The 16,252-nt window shown below is 65.4% G+C and carries 15 protein-coding genes; 13 read left to right on the plus strand and 2 right to left on the minus strand.

All coding sequences use genetic code 11. The features are described 5' to 3' along the window. Window positions 1–46 precede the first annotated feature (46 nt). The 8 genes from GOOTI_RS16305 to GOOTI_RS16340 all read left to right on the plus strand — a co-directional run bounded on the left by GOOTI_RS16305 (window position 47) and on the right by GOOTI_RS16340 (window position 9,415). Entirely contained in the window at window positions 47–790 is a 744-nt protein-coding gene (locus GOOTI_RS16305; protein WP_039994242.1) for a sulfite exporter TauE/SafE family protein, read from the plus strand. Between the two features lie 103 nt (window positions 791–893). Then, window positions 894–1,763, plus strand: a complete 870-nt coding sequence (locus GOOTI_RS16310) for an ABC transporter permease (RefSeq protein ID WP_007239716.1) — start codon at window positions 894–896, stop codon at window positions 1,761–1,763. Window positions 1,764–1,769: 6 nt separating this feature from the next. Continuing rightward, the gene (locus tag GOOTI_RS16315; protein WP_007239717.1) at window positions 1,770–2,849 is read left to right on the plus strand and encodes a taurine ABC transporter substrate-binding protein; all 1,080 of its coding nucleotides are present in this window, start codon (window positions 1,770–1,772) and stop codon (window positions 2,847–2,849) included. After that, window positions 2,827–3,660 carry an ABC transporter ATP-binding protein gene (locus GOOTI_RS16320; protein ID WP_007239718.1) on the plus strand — a complete coding sequence of 278 codons (834 nt, stop codon included), beginning with the start codon at window positions 2,827–2,829 and terminating at the stop codon, window positions 3,658–3,660. The genes GOOTI_RS16315 and GOOTI_RS16320 overlap by 23 nt, the downstream gene beginning before the upstream one ends. 304 nt (window positions 3,661–3,964) lie before the next feature. Beyond that, window positions 3,965–4,885, plus strand: a complete 921-nt coding sequence (locus GOOTI_RS16325) for a TauD/TfdA dioxygenase family protein (RefSeq protein ID WP_007239719.1) — start codon at window positions 3,965–3,967, stop codon at window positions 4,883–4,885. A 121-nt stretch (window positions 4,886–5,006) separates the two neighbouring features. Next, window positions 5,007–6,452, plus strand: a complete 1,446-nt coding sequence (locus tag GOOTI_RS16330; protein ID WP_007239720.1) for a sigma 54-interacting transcriptional regulator — start codon at window positions 5,007–5,009, stop codon at window positions 6,450–6,452. 37 nt (window positions 6,453–6,489) lie between these two features. Continuing rightward, window positions 6,490–8,490, plus strand: coding sequence for a vWA domain-containing protein (locus tag GOOTI_RS16335; RefSeq protein WP_007239721.1), 2,001 nt, complete (start codon window positions 6,490–6,492; stop codon window positions 8,488–8,490). A 166-nt stretch (window positions 8,491–8,656) separates the two neighbouring features. Then, window positions 8,657–9,415, plus strand: coding sequence for a DUF1707 SHOCT-like domain-containing protein (locus tag GOOTI_RS16340; RefSeq protein WP_007239722.1), 759 nt, complete (start codon window positions 8,657–8,659; stop codon window positions 9,413–9,415). A gap of 73 nt (window positions 9,416–9,488) precedes the next feature. On the opposite strand, the gene GOOTI_RS16345 is transcribed toward GOOTI_RS16340, so the two are convergent. Continuing rightward, entirely contained in the window at window positions 9,489–10,427 is a 939-nt protein-coding gene (locus GOOTI_RS16345) for an AEC family transporter (protein ID WP_007239723.1), read from the minus strand. Between the two features lie 154 nt (window positions 10,428–10,581). Between GOOTI_RS16345 and GOOTI_RS16350 the strand changes: the two genes are divergently transcribed. The 3 genes from GOOTI_RS16350 to GOOTI_RS16360 all read left to right on the plus strand — a co-directional run bounded on the left by GOOTI_RS16350 (window position 10,582) and on the right by GOOTI_RS16360 (window position 12,610). Then, entirely contained in the window at window positions 10,582–11,460 is an 879-nt protein-coding gene (locus GOOTI_RS16350; RefSeq protein ID WP_007239724.1) for a DUF4190 domain-containing protein, read from the plus strand. Between the two features lie 231 nt (window positions 11,461–11,691). After that, window positions 11,692–11,865 carry a 50S ribosomal protein L32 gene (rpmF, locus tag GOOTI_RS16355; protein WP_007239725.1) on the plus strand — a complete coding sequence of 58 codons (174 nt, stop codon included), beginning with the start codon at window positions 11,692–11,694 and terminating at the stop codon, window positions 11,863–11,865. Window positions 11,866–11,971: 106 nt separating this feature from the next. Further along, a complete protein-coding gene (locus GOOTI_RS16360) occupies window positions 11,972–12,610 on the plus strand; it encodes a trimeric intracellular cation channel family protein (RefSeq protein ID WP_007239726.1) in 639 nt (212 codons plus the stop codon). 45 nt (window positions 12,611–12,655) lie between these two features. On the opposite strand, the gene GOOTI_RS16365 is transcribed toward GOOTI_RS16360, so the two are convergent. Then, entirely contained in the window at window positions 12,656–13,426 is a 771-nt protein-coding gene (locus GOOTI_RS16365; protein WP_007239727.1) for an SDR family oxidoreductase, read from the minus strand. Window positions 13,427–13,639: 213 nt separating this feature from the next. On the opposite strand from GOOTI_RS16365, the gene GOOTI_RS16370 reads away from it, so the two are divergent. Both GOOTI_RS16370 and GOOTI_RS16375 read left to right on the plus strand, forming a co-directional pair. Continuing rightward, on the plus strand, window positions 13,640–14,584 hold the full coding sequence (locus GOOTI_RS16370) for an AurF N-oxygenase family protein (protein WP_007239728.1): 945 nt from the start codon (window positions 13,640–13,642) through the stop codon (window positions 14,582–14,584). Then, window positions 14,584–16,179 carry a 4Fe-4S binding protein gene (locus GOOTI_RS16375; RefSeq protein WP_007239729.1) on the plus strand — a complete coding sequence of 532 codons (1,596 nt, stop codon included), beginning with the start codon at window positions 14,584–14,586 and terminating at the stop codon, window positions 16,177–16,179. Before GOOTI_RS16370 ends, GOOTI_RS16375 begins: the two co-directional genes overlap by 1 nt. The last annotated feature ends 73 nt before the right edge of the window (window positions 16,180–16,252 follow it).

The raw sequence follows: 16,252 nt of genomic DNA on the forward strand, positions 1-16,252 counted from the left end.
TCGGTCACTCGATCGGGTTGCCGCTCCTGCTGATCGCGCGCGGGCGATGAGCGTCCTCGACTTCGCGCTCCTGCTCGTGGCCGGGTTCGGCGCCGGGCTGATCGGGTACGTAACAGGTCTGGCGTCGGTGGTCAGCTACCCAGCACTGTTGGCTGTCGGGCTGAGTCCGATCGCAGCGAACGTCACCAACACGGTGTCGCTCGTCGCGGTCGGGGCGGGGAGTCTCGGCCAGTCCGGCAAGGTGTTGCTCGCAGGCGATCGTCGCCCCCTGTACGCCGGTGTCGTCGCCTCGTTGATCGGCGGCACGATCGGCGCGGTGATCCTGTTGCTTTCACCACCCGAGAGTTTCAAGGTGATCGTGCCGTATCTGGTGGCTTTCGCCGCAGTCGCGCTCCTCGTGCAACCGCAGTTGCGACGCCTCGCCTCGCGCCACGCCGACCGCCCCTGGGTGTTCGTCGTCGGTCTCGGCGTCATCTCCATCTACGGCGGCTACTTCGGTGCTGGTGCCGGAATCGTGCTGCTCGCACTCACCCTGGTGGTCACGAGCGAACCACTCTGGCGTGCAACACTGTTGAAGTCGCTGTTTCTGGGGGTCGCGAATCTCGTCGCCGCCGTCGGGTTCATGATCTTCGGCCCGGTCAATTGGGTTGCGGCCCTTGCCATGGCGATCGGCTGTCTGATCGGCGGGTGGTGCGGTCCGCCCGTGGTGAAGCGACTGCCCGCCGGTCCGTTGCGCATCGCAGTCGGACTCGGGGGTCTCGGGCTCGCCGCCTGGCTGGCCGTGAGTTAGTTTGCAGAGCAAGCGGTCTCGAGCGGTGCCGCACGACATCGGTGTTTTCCTCACGCTGACGTAAAGGATGGTTCTCGGGTCGGCAGGCGGCTAGACATAGCCGGTGACTTTGTTCGTCGACATATCTCCCGAGGAGCGCCAGGGCGGCCAACCCGGCGTCGAGAAGACCTCGACCGGCAGCCGACTTCGTTCTCTCGCACTCAACGTCGGTCTCCCGGTGCTCTCGGTCGTCCTGTTTCTCGCGGTCTATCAGGCTGTAGCCCTCAGCGGTGTCTGGAGCGAGACATTCGTGCCGCGGCTCGGTTCCGTATGGCACGCGTTCGTCGAGATGTCGACGACGCACAACGGCGTCGTCGGGTACGCCGGCTACTACTGGTGGGAACACCTGTACATGACGCTTCGACGTGTGTTCGTCGGCGTCGTGATCGGAGTGGTGGCCGGTGTGATCCTCGGTCTGATCATGGGATCGATCCCGTGGGTCAGAAGGCTTCTCGAACCCTGGCTCACATTCCTGCGTGCCCTGCCTCCGCTGGCGTACTTCTTCCTGCTGGTCATCTGGCTGGGAATCGACGAGGCACCCAAGATCACACTCCTGGCCCTCGCAGCGCTACCGCCGGCGGCCGTGGCGACGACGACGGCCGTAAGCGCCACCCCGATCGCGCTGATCGAGGCGGCGCGCGCACTCGGCGCGAGTCGACGCGACGTCGTCACCGACGTCGTGATCCCGGCCGCGCTGCCCGAGACGTTCACCGGCATCCGACTGTCCGTCGGTATCGCCTACTCGTCGGTGGTCGCGGCAGAGCTCTTCAACGGAATCCCCGGCATCGGTGGCGTGGTCAAGGATGCCAGCAACTACAACAACACTCCCGTCGTGCTCATCGGGATCGTCCTCATCGGACTCTCCGGGCTGATCATCGACGGCATACTCCGATTCATCGAGCACCGAGTGGTGCCGTGGCGTGGAAAGGCCTGAACGACAATGACATTCCTGACAACGAGCGCGTCTCGTCGACCGCGGCTGCGCTCGCTCGCGGTGACCGTCGGCGCTCTCGCCGCAGCCGCGACCATGGTGCTCAGCGGCTGCTCGGTGGACAGATCCGGCGGTGACAGCGACAAGCCGACGATTCGCCTTGCCTACCAGTCATTCCCGAGCGGCGACCTGATAGTCAAGAACAATCGCTGGTTGGAAGACGCGTTGCCGAACTACAACGTCAAGTGGACCAAGTTCGACTCGGGCGCCGACATCAACACGGCGTTCGTCGCCAAACAGATCGACTTCGGCGCCATCGGGTCGAGCCCGGTGGCACGCGGGCTCTCTGCGCCGTTGAACATCGGCTATCAGGTGGCCTTCATTCTCGACGTGGCGGGCGACAACGAAGCACTGGTGGCGCGCAACGGAACCAACATCAACTCCGTCGCCGACCTCAAGGGCAAGCGCGTGGCAACGGCATTCGCGTCGACCTCGCACTACAGCCTGCTCGCCGCGCTCGACCACGCAGGCGTGAACCCGAAGGACGTCGACCTCATCGACCTGCAACCGCAGGCCTCGCTGGCCGCGTGGCAACGCGGAGACGTCGACGCCGTCTACACCTGGCTGCCGACGCTCGACGAGCTGCGCAAGACCGGCAAGACCATCGTGACCAGCCGCGAGGTTGCCGCGTGGGGTAAGCCGACGCTCGACCTCGGTGTCGTCTCGTCCGATTTCGCCTCGCAGCATCCCGACGTGGTCGACACCTGGCGCAAGGTCGAGGCCCGGGCACTCGAGCAGATCCACGACGATCCGCAGGCTGCCGCCAAGGCTGTTGCCGCACAGCTGAACACGACAGCTGAAGACGCTGCCAACCAACTCAAGCAGGGCATCTACCTGACGCTCGACGAGCTGACCTCTCCGCAGTGGCTCGGCACCGACGGCAAGCCCGGCAACGTCGCCGACAATCTGCACAGCGCGGCAGAATTCCTCGCGGAGCAGCAGCAGATCCCGTCGGCGCCCGCGCTGTCGACGTTCCAGAACGCCATCTACACCAAGGGGTTGCCCGGTGTCCTCACCGCGACGCAGTGACACGAAGGTCGACGCCGCGCAGGGAACGGGCGGTATCAGCCTGCGTGGGGTGACCCAGCGGTACGGCAAGGGCGCCGAGGCCGTGACCGCGGTCGGTCCGGTCGATCTCGAGGTGGACCCGGGGGAGGTGCTCGTTCTTGTGGGACCGTCGGGGTGCGGCAAGTCCACTCTGCTGCGACTCATCGCGGGTTTCGAGCAGCCGACGTCGGGCAGCGTGACGGTGTCCGGCCGAACTCCGGTCCCCGGTACGTCGTCGGGGGTTGTGTTCCAGCAGCCGCGGCTGTTCCCGTGGCGCAGCGTCGGCGGCAACGTCGACCTCGCTCTGAAGTACGCCGGGGTGCCGCGCGCCGACCGTCCTTCCCGCCGCGACGAGTTGCTCGCGCGAGTAGGCCTGTCCGACACCGCGAATCGCAAGATCTGGGAGATCTCCGGCGGTCAGCAGCAACGCGTCGCAATCGCGCGCGCGTTGGCGGGCGACACATCGCTGTTGTTGCTCGACGAACCGTTCGCGGCGCTCGACGCACTGACCCGGGAGACGCTGCAGGAGGATCTGCGCACAGTGAGCGCCGAGCTGCGTCGAACGAATGTCTTCGTGACCCACAGTGCCGAGGAAGCCGCGTTCCTCGGGTCGAGGATCGTCGTGCTGACGAGCCGACCCGGACGGGTCGCACTCGACATCTCGTCGCCGATCCCACGGACCGGACTCGGCGCCGACGACATCCGAGACTCCGCTGAGTACACGGTGTTGCGCACCGAGATCGCGGCTGCGGTCAAGAGTGCGGCACGCAGCGAAACGGTCACAAGGGACTGAGCATCGGGGGTTATGCTCGCGCTGCGGCTAACCCTGTGCGGTCCGCGCGTCGATGGGTAGACAAAGGGTGTGACCGCACAATCCCACCGCTTCGCACTCACCGGTACGCCTCGCGCTGCCGATCGGTGTCGTCTGTGGGATTCTGTAGCCGACAGCCGGTCGGCGCGGACCACGGCCTCACACCAGCAGCAAGGTTACGCGCGAATGATCCACCGGATGACCTGGTCAGAGGGCAGCCACCACGGCTCCCCGCCGCCTTCTCTCGGACTCGACACCACACACGACTCCCCGAGAAGGAACACCCATGACCATTTCACTCCCTGATTCCCCACGCACGCCGGCCGACTCCGGGTTCGGCGATGTTGCCCCGGTCTCGTCCGGTGTCGAGTTCGACATCGACGAGTTCGGCCCTCGATTCGGTGCCGAGATCCGCGGCGTCGACGTCGCCTCAGCCTCGGACGACGAGATCCGCGCAATTCGCTCGGCGCTGATCGATTACAAGGTGATCGTGCTCCGCGATCAGCACCTCGACGACGCGTCGCACGTCGAGTTCGGGCGCCGCATCGGCGATCTCACCGCGGGACACCCCGTGTGGAACAGTGGCGACGTCCCTGCCGAGGTGTATTCGCTCGACAGCACCGACAACGGGTTCGCCGACGTCTGGCACACCGACGTGACGTTCATGCCGCGACCGCCGATGGGATCGATCCTGCGTCCGGTCGTGTTGCCGCGCAACGGAGGCGACACCAACTGGGCCGATGCCGAGCTGGCCTACGAGTCGCTGTCGAAGCCGGTGCAACGACTCGTCGACGATCTCACCGCGAGTCACGACGGTAATCGCGAGTTCGGCTACTACCTCCAGCAGCGTCGCGGTGGCCGCGGAAACGTGTGGGACGGTAAAGAAGTCACCGAACTCGTTCCGGTGTCGCACCCCGTCGTGCGGGTCCACCCGGAGACGGGCCGAAAGTCGCTGTTCGTCAACCCGGGCTTCACATCCCACATCGAGGGCGTGTCGGACGCCGAGAGCCGGGGCATCCTCGACCTCCTCTACGCGCATCTGACGAAGCCGGAACACATTGTGCGACACCGCTGGCGTCTCGGCGACCTGGTGCTGTGGGACAACCGCAACACCCTGCACTACGCCAACCGCGACTACGGCGACACTCGCAGAGTGATGCACCGCATCACTCTGCGAGGTGACGCGCCGGTGGGGCCGTCGAGGTAACCCGGTGACGTCCTTGTGGTGACGCGGTCCGCCCGGCGTGGGACGCTGACATCGCACGGGTACCGGGTCGCATCGGTCATCCCGTAAACACGCGGGTGCGGTGCGCGCTGGTCGGAGTACCGTGGAGAAGGTGCCAGAGGAGAACTTCACCGCGTCCAACTCCCAAACCACCGAAAGCCGCCCACCCTCACCGCGGACCGTCGGCGAGTTGCGCGCGAGTGGCCACGTTCAGCGCAGCGTGCGTGACGAGATCCGCAACAACCTGCTGACAGCTCTTCGCGAGGGCGATGATCCGTGGCCGGGCATCGTCGGGTTCGAGGCAACGGTCATCCCGCAACTCGAGCGTGCGCTGATCGCGGGTCACGACGTCGTCATGCTGGGCGAACGCGGTCAGGGCAAGACGCGCATCCTGCGCACCCTGGTCGGATTGCTCGACGAGTGGACACCGGTCATCGCAGGCTCCGAGCTGGGTGAGCACCCATACGAGCCGATCACCCCGGCCTCGGTTCGACGCGCTGCCGCACTGCTCGACGACCTACCGATCGAGTGGCGCCACCGCAGTCAGCGATACAGCGAGAAACTGGCGACACCCGACACGTCCGTGGCCGATCTGGTGGGCGACATCGATCCGATGAAGGTCGCCGAGGGGCGCAGCCTCGGCGACCCGGAGACGATCCACTTCGGACTGATCCCGCGTGCGCACCGCGGCATCGTCGCCATCAACGAGCTACCTGACCTCGCAGAACGTATCCAGGTGGCGATGCTCAACGTGATGGAGGAGCGCGACATCCAGGTGCGTGGCTACACATTGCGGCTCCCGCTCGACGTGCTCGTCATGGCCAGCGCGAACCCTGAGGACTACACCAACCGCGGCCGCATCATCACCCCACTCAAGGATCGCTTCGGCGCGGAGATCCGCACGCACTATCCACTCGAACTCGACGACGAGATCTCGGTCATCGAGCAGGAGGCCGATCTCACCGCAACGGTTCCGACGTTCATCACCGAAATCCTCGCCCGCTTCACTCGCTATGCGCGCGACCATCCGTCGATCGACCAGCGCTCGGGTGTGTCCGCGCGGTTCTCGATCGCCGCCGCCGAGACCGTTGCGGCTGCTGCACTGCACCGAGCCACCGTGACCGGTGAGGACGTCGCGGTCGCGCGCGTCGTCGACCTCGAATCGGTGATCGAGGTGCTGCGGGGCAAGATCGAATTCGAGTCGGGTGAGGAGGGTCGCGAACTCGAGATCCTCGAGCATCTGCTGCGCAAATCGATCGCCGACACCGTGCGTGCGCATCTCGGCGGCATCGACATGGCCCCGCTCGTCGATGCGTTGGAGAGCGGCGAACCGGTCGTCACCGGAGACCGTGTGACCGCCGCCGACTTCCTCGCCTCGATCCCGTCGCCGGAGACCACCGCGGGAGTCGTCGACGGTATCGCCGAACGTCTCGACGCCGAGGCCGACGGTGAGCGTGCGAGCGCACTCGAACTGGCCCTGGAGGGGCTCTTCCTGGCCCGTCGTATCGGCAAGGAAGCCGACGACGAGGGCCAGACCATCTACGGCTGATTCGACGCCGTACCGACCTCGGGCTGGACGCATACACATGGCTCAGAAGAACTTTCACCGTTCGCGATATCAGCGGTACACGGGCGGACCCGATCCGCTCGCGCCGCCCGTCGACCTTCGCGAGGCACTCGAGGAGATCGGCGACGACGTCATGGCCGGCGCGTCGCCGCAGCGGGCGCTGCGCGAGTTCCTACGGCGCGGAACGTCGGACATGCGTGGGCTGGACAAACTTCGCGAACAGGTCAACCGGCGACGCCAGGAACTGTTGAAGCAGCGCAACCTCGACGGCACCTTCAACGAGATCCGCGACCTTCTCGACCGCGCGGTACTCGAGGAGCGTAAGCAACTCGCCCGTGACCTCGACGACGACGCGCGCTTCGCGGAGATGCAGATAGGAAGTCTCCCGCCGTCGACCGCGCAGGCCGTCGAGGAACTGTCTGAGTACAACTGGCGGAGCCCGCAGGCCCGCGAGGATTTCGAGAAGATCAAGGACCTGCTCGGTCGGGAACTGCTCGATCAGCGGTTCGCCGGCATGAAAGAGGCGCTCGAGGGCGCGACCGAGCAGGATCGGGAGCGAATCTCGGAGATGCTGTCCGACCTCAACGCGCTGCTCGACGCCCATAACCGCGGCGAGGACACCGGCGAGCAGTTCGACGAGTTCATGTCCAAGCACGGCGAGTACTTTCCCGAGAATCCCCGTAACACAGAGGAACTCATCGACTCGCTTGCGCAGCGAGCCGCCGCGGCGCAACAGTTCTACAACTCGCTCACACCCGAGCAGCGAGCCGAACTCGATCAACTGGCGCAGCAGGCCTTCGGGTCACCGGACCTGATGAACCAACTCGCACAGATGGATTCGGCGTTGCGAGAGGCACGACCGGGTCTCGACTGGGACAACGCCGAATCGTTCTCGGGCAACCAACAGATGGGTCTCGGTCAAGGTGCGGCAGCGCTGCGCGACATCTCTGAACTCGATGCCCTCTCCGAGCAACTCTCGCAGCAGTACGCGGGTGCGCGGATGGACGACATCGATGTCGATGCCCTCGCACGCCAGTTGGGCGAAGAAGCGGCCGTCGACGCGAGGACACTCGCCGAACTCGAGAAAGCACTGAACGAACAGGGGTTCTTCGATCGCACGTCCGACGGGACACTGCGCTTGAGTCCGAAGGCGATGCGACAGCTGGGACAGACCATCTTCCGCGACATCGCCGATCAGATGTCGGGGCGCCGGGGTGACCGCCAGACCAGGAAGTCGGGGCTGCTCGGCGAGCCCACCGGTGCGACCCGCGAATGGCAGTTCGGCGACACCGACCCGTGGGATGTCACGCGCACGGTCTCGAATGCCGTGCTGCGCACAATCTCCGAGAGCCCCGACCCCACGCATGCGCCCTCGACTATGGCGCGCGACGGTGTGCACATCTCCGTGCGCGACGTCGAGGTCGCCGACACCGAGGCACGTACGCAGGCCGCGGTGGTCCTGCTGGTCGATACGTCGTTCTCGATGGAGATGGAGGGTCGCTGGACGCCGATGAAGCGCACTGCGATCGCTCTGAATCACCTGATCTCCACCAGGTTTCGCAGCGACGAGCTCGAGGTGATCGCATTCGGCCGTTATGCGCGCAGTATCGACATCGCCGAACTCACCGGGCTGCAACCGCGGATGGAGCAGGGCACCAACCTGCATCATGCGCTGCTGCTCGCGCAACGGCATCTGCGGAGGTTCCCCAATGCACAGCCCGTCGTGTTGGTCGTCACCGACGGTGAACCGACTGCACACCTCGATCCGAGCGGGGAGCCGTTCTTCTTCTACCCGCCGCACCCGCAGACGATTGCGCTCACGGTTCGCGAACTCGACCACGTGTCGCGGATGGGAGCTCAGGTGACCTTCTTCCGCCTGGGCGAGGACCCTGGACTCGCACACTTCATGGACCAGATCGCCCGCCGTATTGGCGGGCGGGTGGTTGCGCCCGACGTCGACGGTCTCGGTGCCGCGGTCGTCGGAGACTATCTGCGGTCACGACGTCCGCGCCGCGGGTGAACACGGGCCGCGCTGGTCGTCGTATGTACCGGTGAACAGGTGACGGCCGGGAGCCGTCCGATCGGGGCACACGGTTCGATACACCTGCCCCGCGGGCCGAAATCAGGGCGCGACTCAGGGTATTTCAGGGTGTCGCGCGACGGCGACGGTCACTAGCCTCGACAACATGAGCGTTCCCGCGCAGCCACAGCCCGAACCCGTCGAGCAAGGTCCTGTCGGGCCGGAACCCGCCGAGCCAGGGCCCGTCGAGATGGAACTCGTCGAGTCGGATTCCGTCGACTCCGGGCCGGCCGCGTCGAAGTCGGCCGCTGCCGGTTCGCCCGCGCCCGATCACCGGCTCAGGGCTGCAGACGCCGACCGCGAACTCGTGCATCAGATCCTGTCGGCGGCGATGTCGAGCGGTGCGCTCACTCCGAGCGAGTACGAGGAGCGTGCGCTGAAGGCTTCCACGGCGAAGACGTTCGGTGATCTCGACGCGCTGACCGACGACCTGCCCGTCGCCCAGCTCGGTGTGCCGCTACCGCAGCCGGGAGATCCGTATCCCACAGGCGTGACGCGTCCTGGCACGGGGTCGGGACGCACGCCGGTGCGCCACCGCCTCGCAATCATGTCCGGTTCCGAGTTGAAAGGCCCTGCAGCCGTTGCCGATCAACTCGAGGCGACAGCGATCATGGGCGGGGTCGAGATCGATCTGCGCGAGGTCGAGTTCACCGAGCCGCAGCTGACCGTCCAATGCGTGGTGATCATGGGCGGCGTGGACGTCGTCGTTCCCCCGGACGTCACGGTCGAGGTCGGTGGATTCGCGATCATGGGAGGTTTCGAGAGCAGGATCGACGGGCCCGGGCGTCCCGGCGCGCCGACGGTGCACGTGACCGGATTCGCGTTGATGGGCGGCGTCACCGTCAAGCGCAAAGAACGGCGGTAAGACCCTCTCGGTCGAGTTGTGTGGGATCGGGAGGTACAGAAATGCCCCCGAGGATCCCACACAACTCGACCGATCAGGCCAGCAACCAGGCGATCACCACGATGACGGGGATCGACACGATCGTGGTGAGCAGTGCGGTGTCTCGCGCGAGGACCTGACCCCGTCGGTATCTCGTCGCGTAGACCAAGACGTTCTGCGCGGTCGGGAGCGCCGCGATGACGACCTGGGCGAACAACTTGTGTCCCGACTCCCCGAAACCCCACCGGGCGATCACGTACACCAGCGCGGGCATGAACAGCATCTTGAGCACGGTGGCGAGCGCGACCTCGCGCCGGGGACTCTGGCCCTTCTTGAACAGCGGGACGCCGGTCAACGACATGCCGAACGCCAGCAGCGCCGCGGGCACCGACGCGCTGCCGAGCATCTTCATCGGCTCGAGAACCGCCGTCGGCGGGTGCCACCCGATCACTGAGACGACCACTCCGATCAACCCGCCGATGACGATCGGGTTGGTCAGCGGGAGCCGCACGGTGTCGCGCAGCGCCGAGCGCCCCGAGTTCCGGTCCAGGGCAGTCACGTCCAGCACACCCAGTGCCAGTGGCGAATAGATGAGGATCTGGAACAAGAGCAGCGGAGCGATGAACGACGCGTCGTCGAGCACGAAGATCGCAATCGGAAGGCCGAGGTTGACACTGTTGACGTACGACGACGACAACGCTCCGACGACCAGTTCAGGGATCTCCCGCCGGCGCAACACCCATCGCGCCACGACGATGTAGAGCGTTCCGGTGGCGAACGCCGACACTGCCGCGATGACGAGTGTCGAGGAGAAGATCACCGACAGGTCGGAGGTCACCAGCGACGTGAACAGCAGTGCGGGCGTGCACACGAAGAACACCAGGCGCGAGAGGACGTCGTGGGCGTGTTCGCCGAGGACCTGCGTCCGTCCCAGCACGAATCCGACGCCGACCAGGATGAAGATGACCGTGAAACCGGAGACGACGCCTGACACCCGGTTGAGTGTATGCAGGCCGCCTTGCGCGTCCTTCACTAAACTGGCCCCCAGGATCCGGTCGTCTCACCCGCACGCCGGGACGTCCCGATCCGTGACAACCTGGTCGGTGCGGCGATGATGCCGACGGCGAATCGCAGAAAGGTGAAGGCAGATGTCCACTCCACACGGAGGCTCGAACACACCCGATCCAGAACGCTCGGACGCATCCCCGACCGGCCCCGACGCATCCCCGACCGGCCACGACGCAGCGTCGTCCGGCCCCGATACGTCCGGCTCCAGCGACCCGGCCGGGCAGGCTCCGCACCATGGTTCGACGCCGGACTATGGCTCTGCCGGGCAGGCTCCCCAGTACGGTTCGGCACCCGACTACGGCTCTGCCGGGCAGGCACCCCAGTACGGGTCGACACCCGACTACGGCTCCGCCGGGCAAGCTCCCCAATACGGGTCGACACCCGACTACGGCACTCCGCACGGGTCCGGGCAGACATCCGGTGAACCTGCACCCGGCCAGTCTCCCTACGAACAGCCTTCGTACGACCAGCCCACGTATGGGCAGCCGCCGACCGCGCAGCCGGGATATGGGCAGCCGGGATATGGGCAGCCGCCGTACGAGCAAACCGCGTACGGTCAGCCCGGTTACGGGCAACCCGAGTATGGCCAGCCCGGCTACGGGCAACCCGAGTATGGCCAGCCCGCATACGGCCAGCCTGCATACGGTCAGCCCGAGTACGGTCAGCCCGGTTACGGTGGCTACCCCGTCGCGAAGTCGACGAACGGGCTCGCGATCGCATCGTTGGTGTCGTCGATCGTCGGCCTGTTCTGCTGCGGGATTCTGTCGGTGGTCGGGCTGGTGCTCGGCATCGTGGCGAAGAAGCAGATCAGAGAGTCCAACGGAACCCAGTCCGGTGACGGCATGGCCACTGCCGGGATCATCATCGGTGGGATCTTTCTCGTGATCTGGGCGATCTACTGGATCCTCGTCGCGGCGGGCGTGGTGCACATGAACTTCAACGACGGTTCCACGATCTGAGCTGCCCTCGGCAGTCGACGCCGGACCAGATTGGCGTCGTTTTGGAGGTTGACGGCACGACCGGTAGTCTAGAGAGGTTGCGTGCCGCGCCCGAGGGCTGCGTGGGACGCCCATGCCGGTCGACACCTCACCCGTGACGACCCGAGGACATCAGTCCGTGAGGACACGAAGCACCGTCCTTGAGGATGTGGAGACACAGGCCGCAAGGACTCAGTAGAGAAGGGCACAACCATGGCTGTACCGAAGCGCCGGATGTCGCGGGCCAATTCCCGCAGCCGTCGTTCGCAGTGGAAAGCGGACAACCCCGCGCTGCAGGAGGTCAAGGTGAACGGTGTCGCTCAGCGCATTCCGCGTCGGCTGGTCAAGGCTGCGCGCGCTGGCATCATCGATCTCGACCGCCGCTGATCGCGACATAACCTCAGCGTTTTAGACGCACAGAACTGCCGCAACGTCCTCGACGTTGCGGCAGTTCTGCTGTTCTGTGAATGCAATACGGTGAGAGCGGGGTGCAATGCTGCTGCAGATCCTGAACGTCCTGGGGATCGGGGTGTTTGCTGCCTCGGGAGCGCTCGTCGGTATCCGCAGAGACTTCGACATCTGGGGAATCGCGACCGTTGCGGTACTCACCGGCGTGGGCGGTGGCATTCTGCGTGACGTGCTGCTCGGCATCACGCCACCTTCGGCGCTCGACAACTGGGTGCCGGTCACGGTTGCCCTGATCTCAGCGCTGGTGACCGTGGTCTTCCATCCGTCGTTCGCGCTGCTGCGTCGGACCATCGTCTTCCTCGACGCGATCGGCATGGGACTGTTCGCGGCGACAGGTGCCAGCATCGCCATCGACCATCACACCCGTGCGTTTGCCGCAACGTTGATCGGCATGCTCGCGGCGATCGGAGGTGGCGTGCTCCGTGACGTACTCGCCAACGAGGTGCCGTTGCTCCTTCAGCCGGCCGACCTCTACGCGGTCCCTGCTCTGGTCGCCGCGGCCGTGGTGGCCGTCGGCAGAACCTACACCGACCTTCCGTCCCAGGTCTGGGTGATCACCGGGCTGATCGTCGGAGCGTTGCTGCGGCTGGTGTCGCTCGTGCTGGGGTGGCGCCTCCCCATGGCGCCACGAGGTGTCGGTTACCGGTGGCGTCGCGGGGAGTGACGGTCGACGCTCACGCCCATGGGCGCTTGCCGTCGACGCGCGCCACTACTGGGCGATGACCTTGTTCACCAGGCGGTTGAGCGAGTTCGGGATGAACTTCGCCGCGTTGCCCAGGAACAGTGTCTGTGTGCCGACCGAATAGCTCGTGCGGTGCAGTCGGAGGTCGTTCTTGGTGGGATGTACCGACTCCCAGACCTTGTCGGCAACCTGCTCCGGGGTGATGCGGACCCCGAGTGTCTTCGTCGACTTCGCATCGTTCGCCGCAAGTGCGGTCTTCGCCCACAGCGGCCAGATGCTGACCACGCGGATATCGTCGGGTTCCCACTCCAGTTCGAGTGCCTCGGTCAGTCCCGCCACATAGAACTTGCTCGCGCTGTAGGTCGCGATCCCCGGCTGGCCGTAGATCGCCGACGCCGACGCGATGTTGACGAGGTGCGAACCCGGCGTTTTCTTGAGGTATTTGTGCGCCGCCTGCGCGCCGAGCGTCACTCCGAGGGCATCGATGTCGATCTGGCGGCGCACGGCGTCGGGCGAGATGTCGGCGAGATTGCCCTCGGTGAGGACACCCGCGTTGTTGTCGAGCACATCGAGGGTGCCCCCGGTGTGCGAGGTGAAGTCGGCGAGGGCGTCCTCCCACTCTTTCGGGTCGCGGACGTCGATCTTGCCGGTGATGAAAGCGGGGTGGTTCGCCTTCACCTTGTCGAGGGCATCGTTGTCGACGTCGTACACGCCGACGGTCCAGCCTTCACGGGCGAAACGCTCCGCTGTCGCCAGTCCGATCCCGGCTGCACCGCCGGTGATGAAGATCGATGCCATCTGATGCCCTAACCCTTCTGACCTGCTCCGATACCGTCGCGTCCGAACCTTACTCGCCAGTATATGTGTCCGAGTTGTTTACTACGTCACACCACGGTGCTATCTTGACAACAAGCGTTGATATGACATCGAATGTTGTCACTGAACTTCAATGTTGTCACTGGAATTCCAGGTCGCCAAATCCCGCCGAAGCGGAGATGGGAGTCGAGCACCATGACTGCAGCAGTGGACCGTACCGATCCGACCACCGACGTCGCCGACAATGTCGTCAGCATCCGCGACGAGGGCGCCGACGCCGTGTCCGAGCGTCTCCTCGCTTCCGCGGCGCGTCTCTCCCGCAATGCGATGACCGAGATCGACTGGGACCTCCCGATGGATCCGGACAAGTACGGCTGCAGTCCCGAGTGGTCGTCGCTCTACGGCACCGACTACTGGAACGAGATGACCGAAGAGCAGCGCATCTCGGTGACCCGTCACGAGTTCGCGTCGATCATGAACATCGGCATCTGGTTCGAGATGATCCTGCAGGAGATGGTGGTCCGCGATCAGTACCTCGGCGCCTACCACAGCCCTGAGTTCCAGTTCGCGCTGACCGAGATCGCCGACGAGTGCAGGCACTCGATCATGTTCGCCAAGGCGTCGGAGAAGATGGTCGGGACCTCGTACAAGCCGACCAGGTTCGTCGGCAAGCTGGGGAAGCTCTTCAAGGCGACTGCCAAGAACGAAGTCGCCTACGCGGGAATCCTTGTCGCCGAAGAAGTTCTCGATGTCTTCCAGCGCGGATGCATGCGCGACGATCGTGTGCTGCCGTTCATCCGCACCGTCAACGAGATCCATGTGCTCGAGGAGTCACGCCACATGAAGTTCGCGCGTGAAGAGGTGCGCGAATCCATGAAGGGGATCGGCTGGTTCCGTCGTCAGTTCAGTGCGCTCTACGTGGCACTCGGCGGCTACTTCATCGTGTCGAGCCTCGTTCAGCGTCAGGCATTCGTCGACGCTGGGCTCGACGCCGATCGCGCGATGGCGGAGATGAACTCGAACTCCCACTTCCACGCAATGATCCGCAGCAGCTGCGCGCATCTGATGGAGTTCCTCGACGAGGTCGGTCTGCTCACCAAGCCCGCCATGCACTACTACCGGAAAGTGCACATGCTCTGATGTTCGTCATCACCCAATCCTGCTGCAGCGACGCAGCATGTGTGTCCGTGTGCCCGGTCAACTGCATCCATCCGACACCGGAGGAGCGCGGTTTCGGGACCTCCGACATCCTGCACATCGATCCGGAGGCCTGCATCGACTGCGGTGCATGCGCTGACGCCTGCCCCGTCGACGCGATCTTCCCGGCCGAGAACCTGGGAACCAGGGACAAGGTCTTCATCGAGATCAACGCCGACTACTACAAGAACAACCCGGACGTGAAGTCGGGCTGGTCGGACGTGGTCTATCCGGAGATCCCCAAACTGCCTGCGGGACTTCGCGTTGCGCTCGTCGGTACCGGGCCCTCGGGTGGCTATGCATTACGTACCCTGCTCGACCGCACCGAGGCGTCGGTCACCGTGATCGACAAACTGCCCACTCCTGGCGGTCTGGTGCGTGCGGGCGTCGCCCCCGATCATCCGGGCACCAAGGGTGTGCTGCGCGGCTTCGATCTGCTCTACCGTGATCCGCGTGTCACGATGGCCACCAATGTCGAGGTCGGTGAGTCAGAGGGGCAGATCACGCCCGCCGAGCTAGCCGAGCACTTCGACGCGGTGTTCTACGCAGTGGGTGCGAGTGAGTCACGGCGCCTTGGCATTCCAGGTGAGGACCTACCCGGCTCGACGTCGGCGACCGAGCTCGTCGCGTGGTACAACGCGGTTCCCGGTGCCGACGCGGCTCCGCCGCTCCGCCGCTCGAGCGACGCCGATCCCGCGAGCGGACGGGCCGTGATCGTCGGTACGGGAAACGTCGCACTCGACGTCGCACGGATCCTCGTGTCGCCGCCAGAACTGTTGGCCACCACAGACATCGCCGCCCGTGCGCTGGAGATCCTGCGCGAGCAGAACGTCCACGAGGTGGTGTTGCTCGGACGGCGCGACCAGGCACATGCCGCATACACGTCGGCCGAATACCGTGCGTTGTCGACGATCCCCGGCGTCGAGGTGGTCGTGGTCGACGATGCCGATGGTGCGGGACTGCCTGACCTGACCGGACCGGCCGACCACGAGAATCGCCGAATCGTGTTCCTGTTCCACAGCACTCCCGACAGCATCGTCGGTGAGGACCGCGTCGAAGGGGTCACCGTCACCACCGGCGGGAAGACACACCGGATCGACGCGGATCTCGCGGTGCGAAGCATCGGATACCGCTCGGTACCCATCCCTGGGCTTCCCTTCGACGATGCGCATGGAGTGTTCCCGAATGTCGACGGCCGCATGGTCGACGACGCCGGGCAGATCATGCCCGGCTCGTATGTGGTGGGGTGGGCCAAGCGGGGCCCGAGCGGCGGAATCGGCGCGAACAAGAAGTGCGCGCAGCTGACGGTCGAGGATTTCATTCGCGACGCCCTCGACGACAAGCTCGTCCGTTCCACCCGTGACCCCGGTGAGTTCAATTCCCTGCTGCGCAAGCGAACCCGTCACATCATCGGCTACCGCGGCATGCGAGCGATCGACCGGATCGAACGTCGACGCGGTTCCGAGCAGGGGCGTCCGCGCGTCAAGTTCACGCGCGTGGGCGACATGGTCGGCGCTGCCGGCTGGCGCAAACGGTAAACGACGGTATCCGGGCCCGGCGCGAACGCAGGAGAACCACCCGCGTTCGCGCCGGGCGCGGTGCTGACCATGG

Source organism: Gordonia otitidis NBRC 100426 (genome assembly GCF_000248075.1).
GTDB lineage: Bacteria > Actinomycetota > Actinomycetes > Mycobacteriales > Mycobacteriaceae > Gordonia > Gordonia otitidis.

What these genes read in the sequence shown, in the direction of transcription:
- GOOTI_RS16305 (WP_039994242.1), top strand. Translation starts at nt 47, where the DNA reads ATGAGCGTCCTCGACTTCGCGCTCCTGCTCGTGGCCGGGTTCGGCGCC.
- GOOTI_RS16315 (WP_007239717.1), top strand. Translation starts at nt 1,770, where the DNA reads ATGACATTCCTGACAACGAGCGCGTCTCGTCGACCGCGGCTGCGCTCG.
- GOOTI_RS16325 (WP_007239719.1), top strand. Translation starts at nt 3,965, where the DNA reads ATGACCATTTCACTCCCTGATTCCCCACGCACGCCGGCCGACTCCGGG.
- GOOTI_RS16335 (WP_007239721.1), top strand. Translation starts at nt 6,490, where the DNA reads ATGGCTCAGAAGAACTTTCACCGTTCGCGATATCAGCGGTACACGGGC.
- GOOTI_RS16340 (WP_007239722.1), top strand. Translation starts at nt 8,657, where the DNA reads ATGAGCGTTCCCGCGCAGCCACAGCCCGAACCCGTCGAGCAAGGTCCT.
- GOOTI_RS16350 (WP_007239724.1), top strand. Translation starts at nt 10,582, where the DNA reads ATGTCCACTCCACACGGAGGCTCGAACACACCCGATCCAGAACGCTCG.
- rpmF (WP_007239725.1), top strand. Translation starts at nt 11,692, where the DNA reads ATGGCTGTACCGAAGCGCCGGATGTCGCGGGCCAATTCCCGCAGCCGT.
- GOOTI_RS16360 (WP_007239726.1), top strand. Translation starts at nt 11,972, where the DNA reads ATGCTGCTGCAGATCCTGAACGTCCTGGGGATCGGGGTGTTTGCTGCC.
- GOOTI_RS16365 (WP_007239727.1), bottom strand. Translation starts at nt 13,426, where the DNA reads ATGGCATCGATCTTCATCACCGGCGGTGCAGCCGGGATCGGACTGGCG.
- GOOTI_RS16370 (WP_007239728.1), top strand. Translation starts at nt 13,640, where the DNA reads ATGACTGCAGCAGTGGACCGTACCGATCCGACCACCGACGTCGCCGAC.
- GOOTI_RS16375 (WP_007239729.1), top strand. Translation starts at nt 14,584, where the DNA reads ATGTTCGTCATCACCCAATCCTGCTGCAGCGACGCAGCATGTGTGTCC.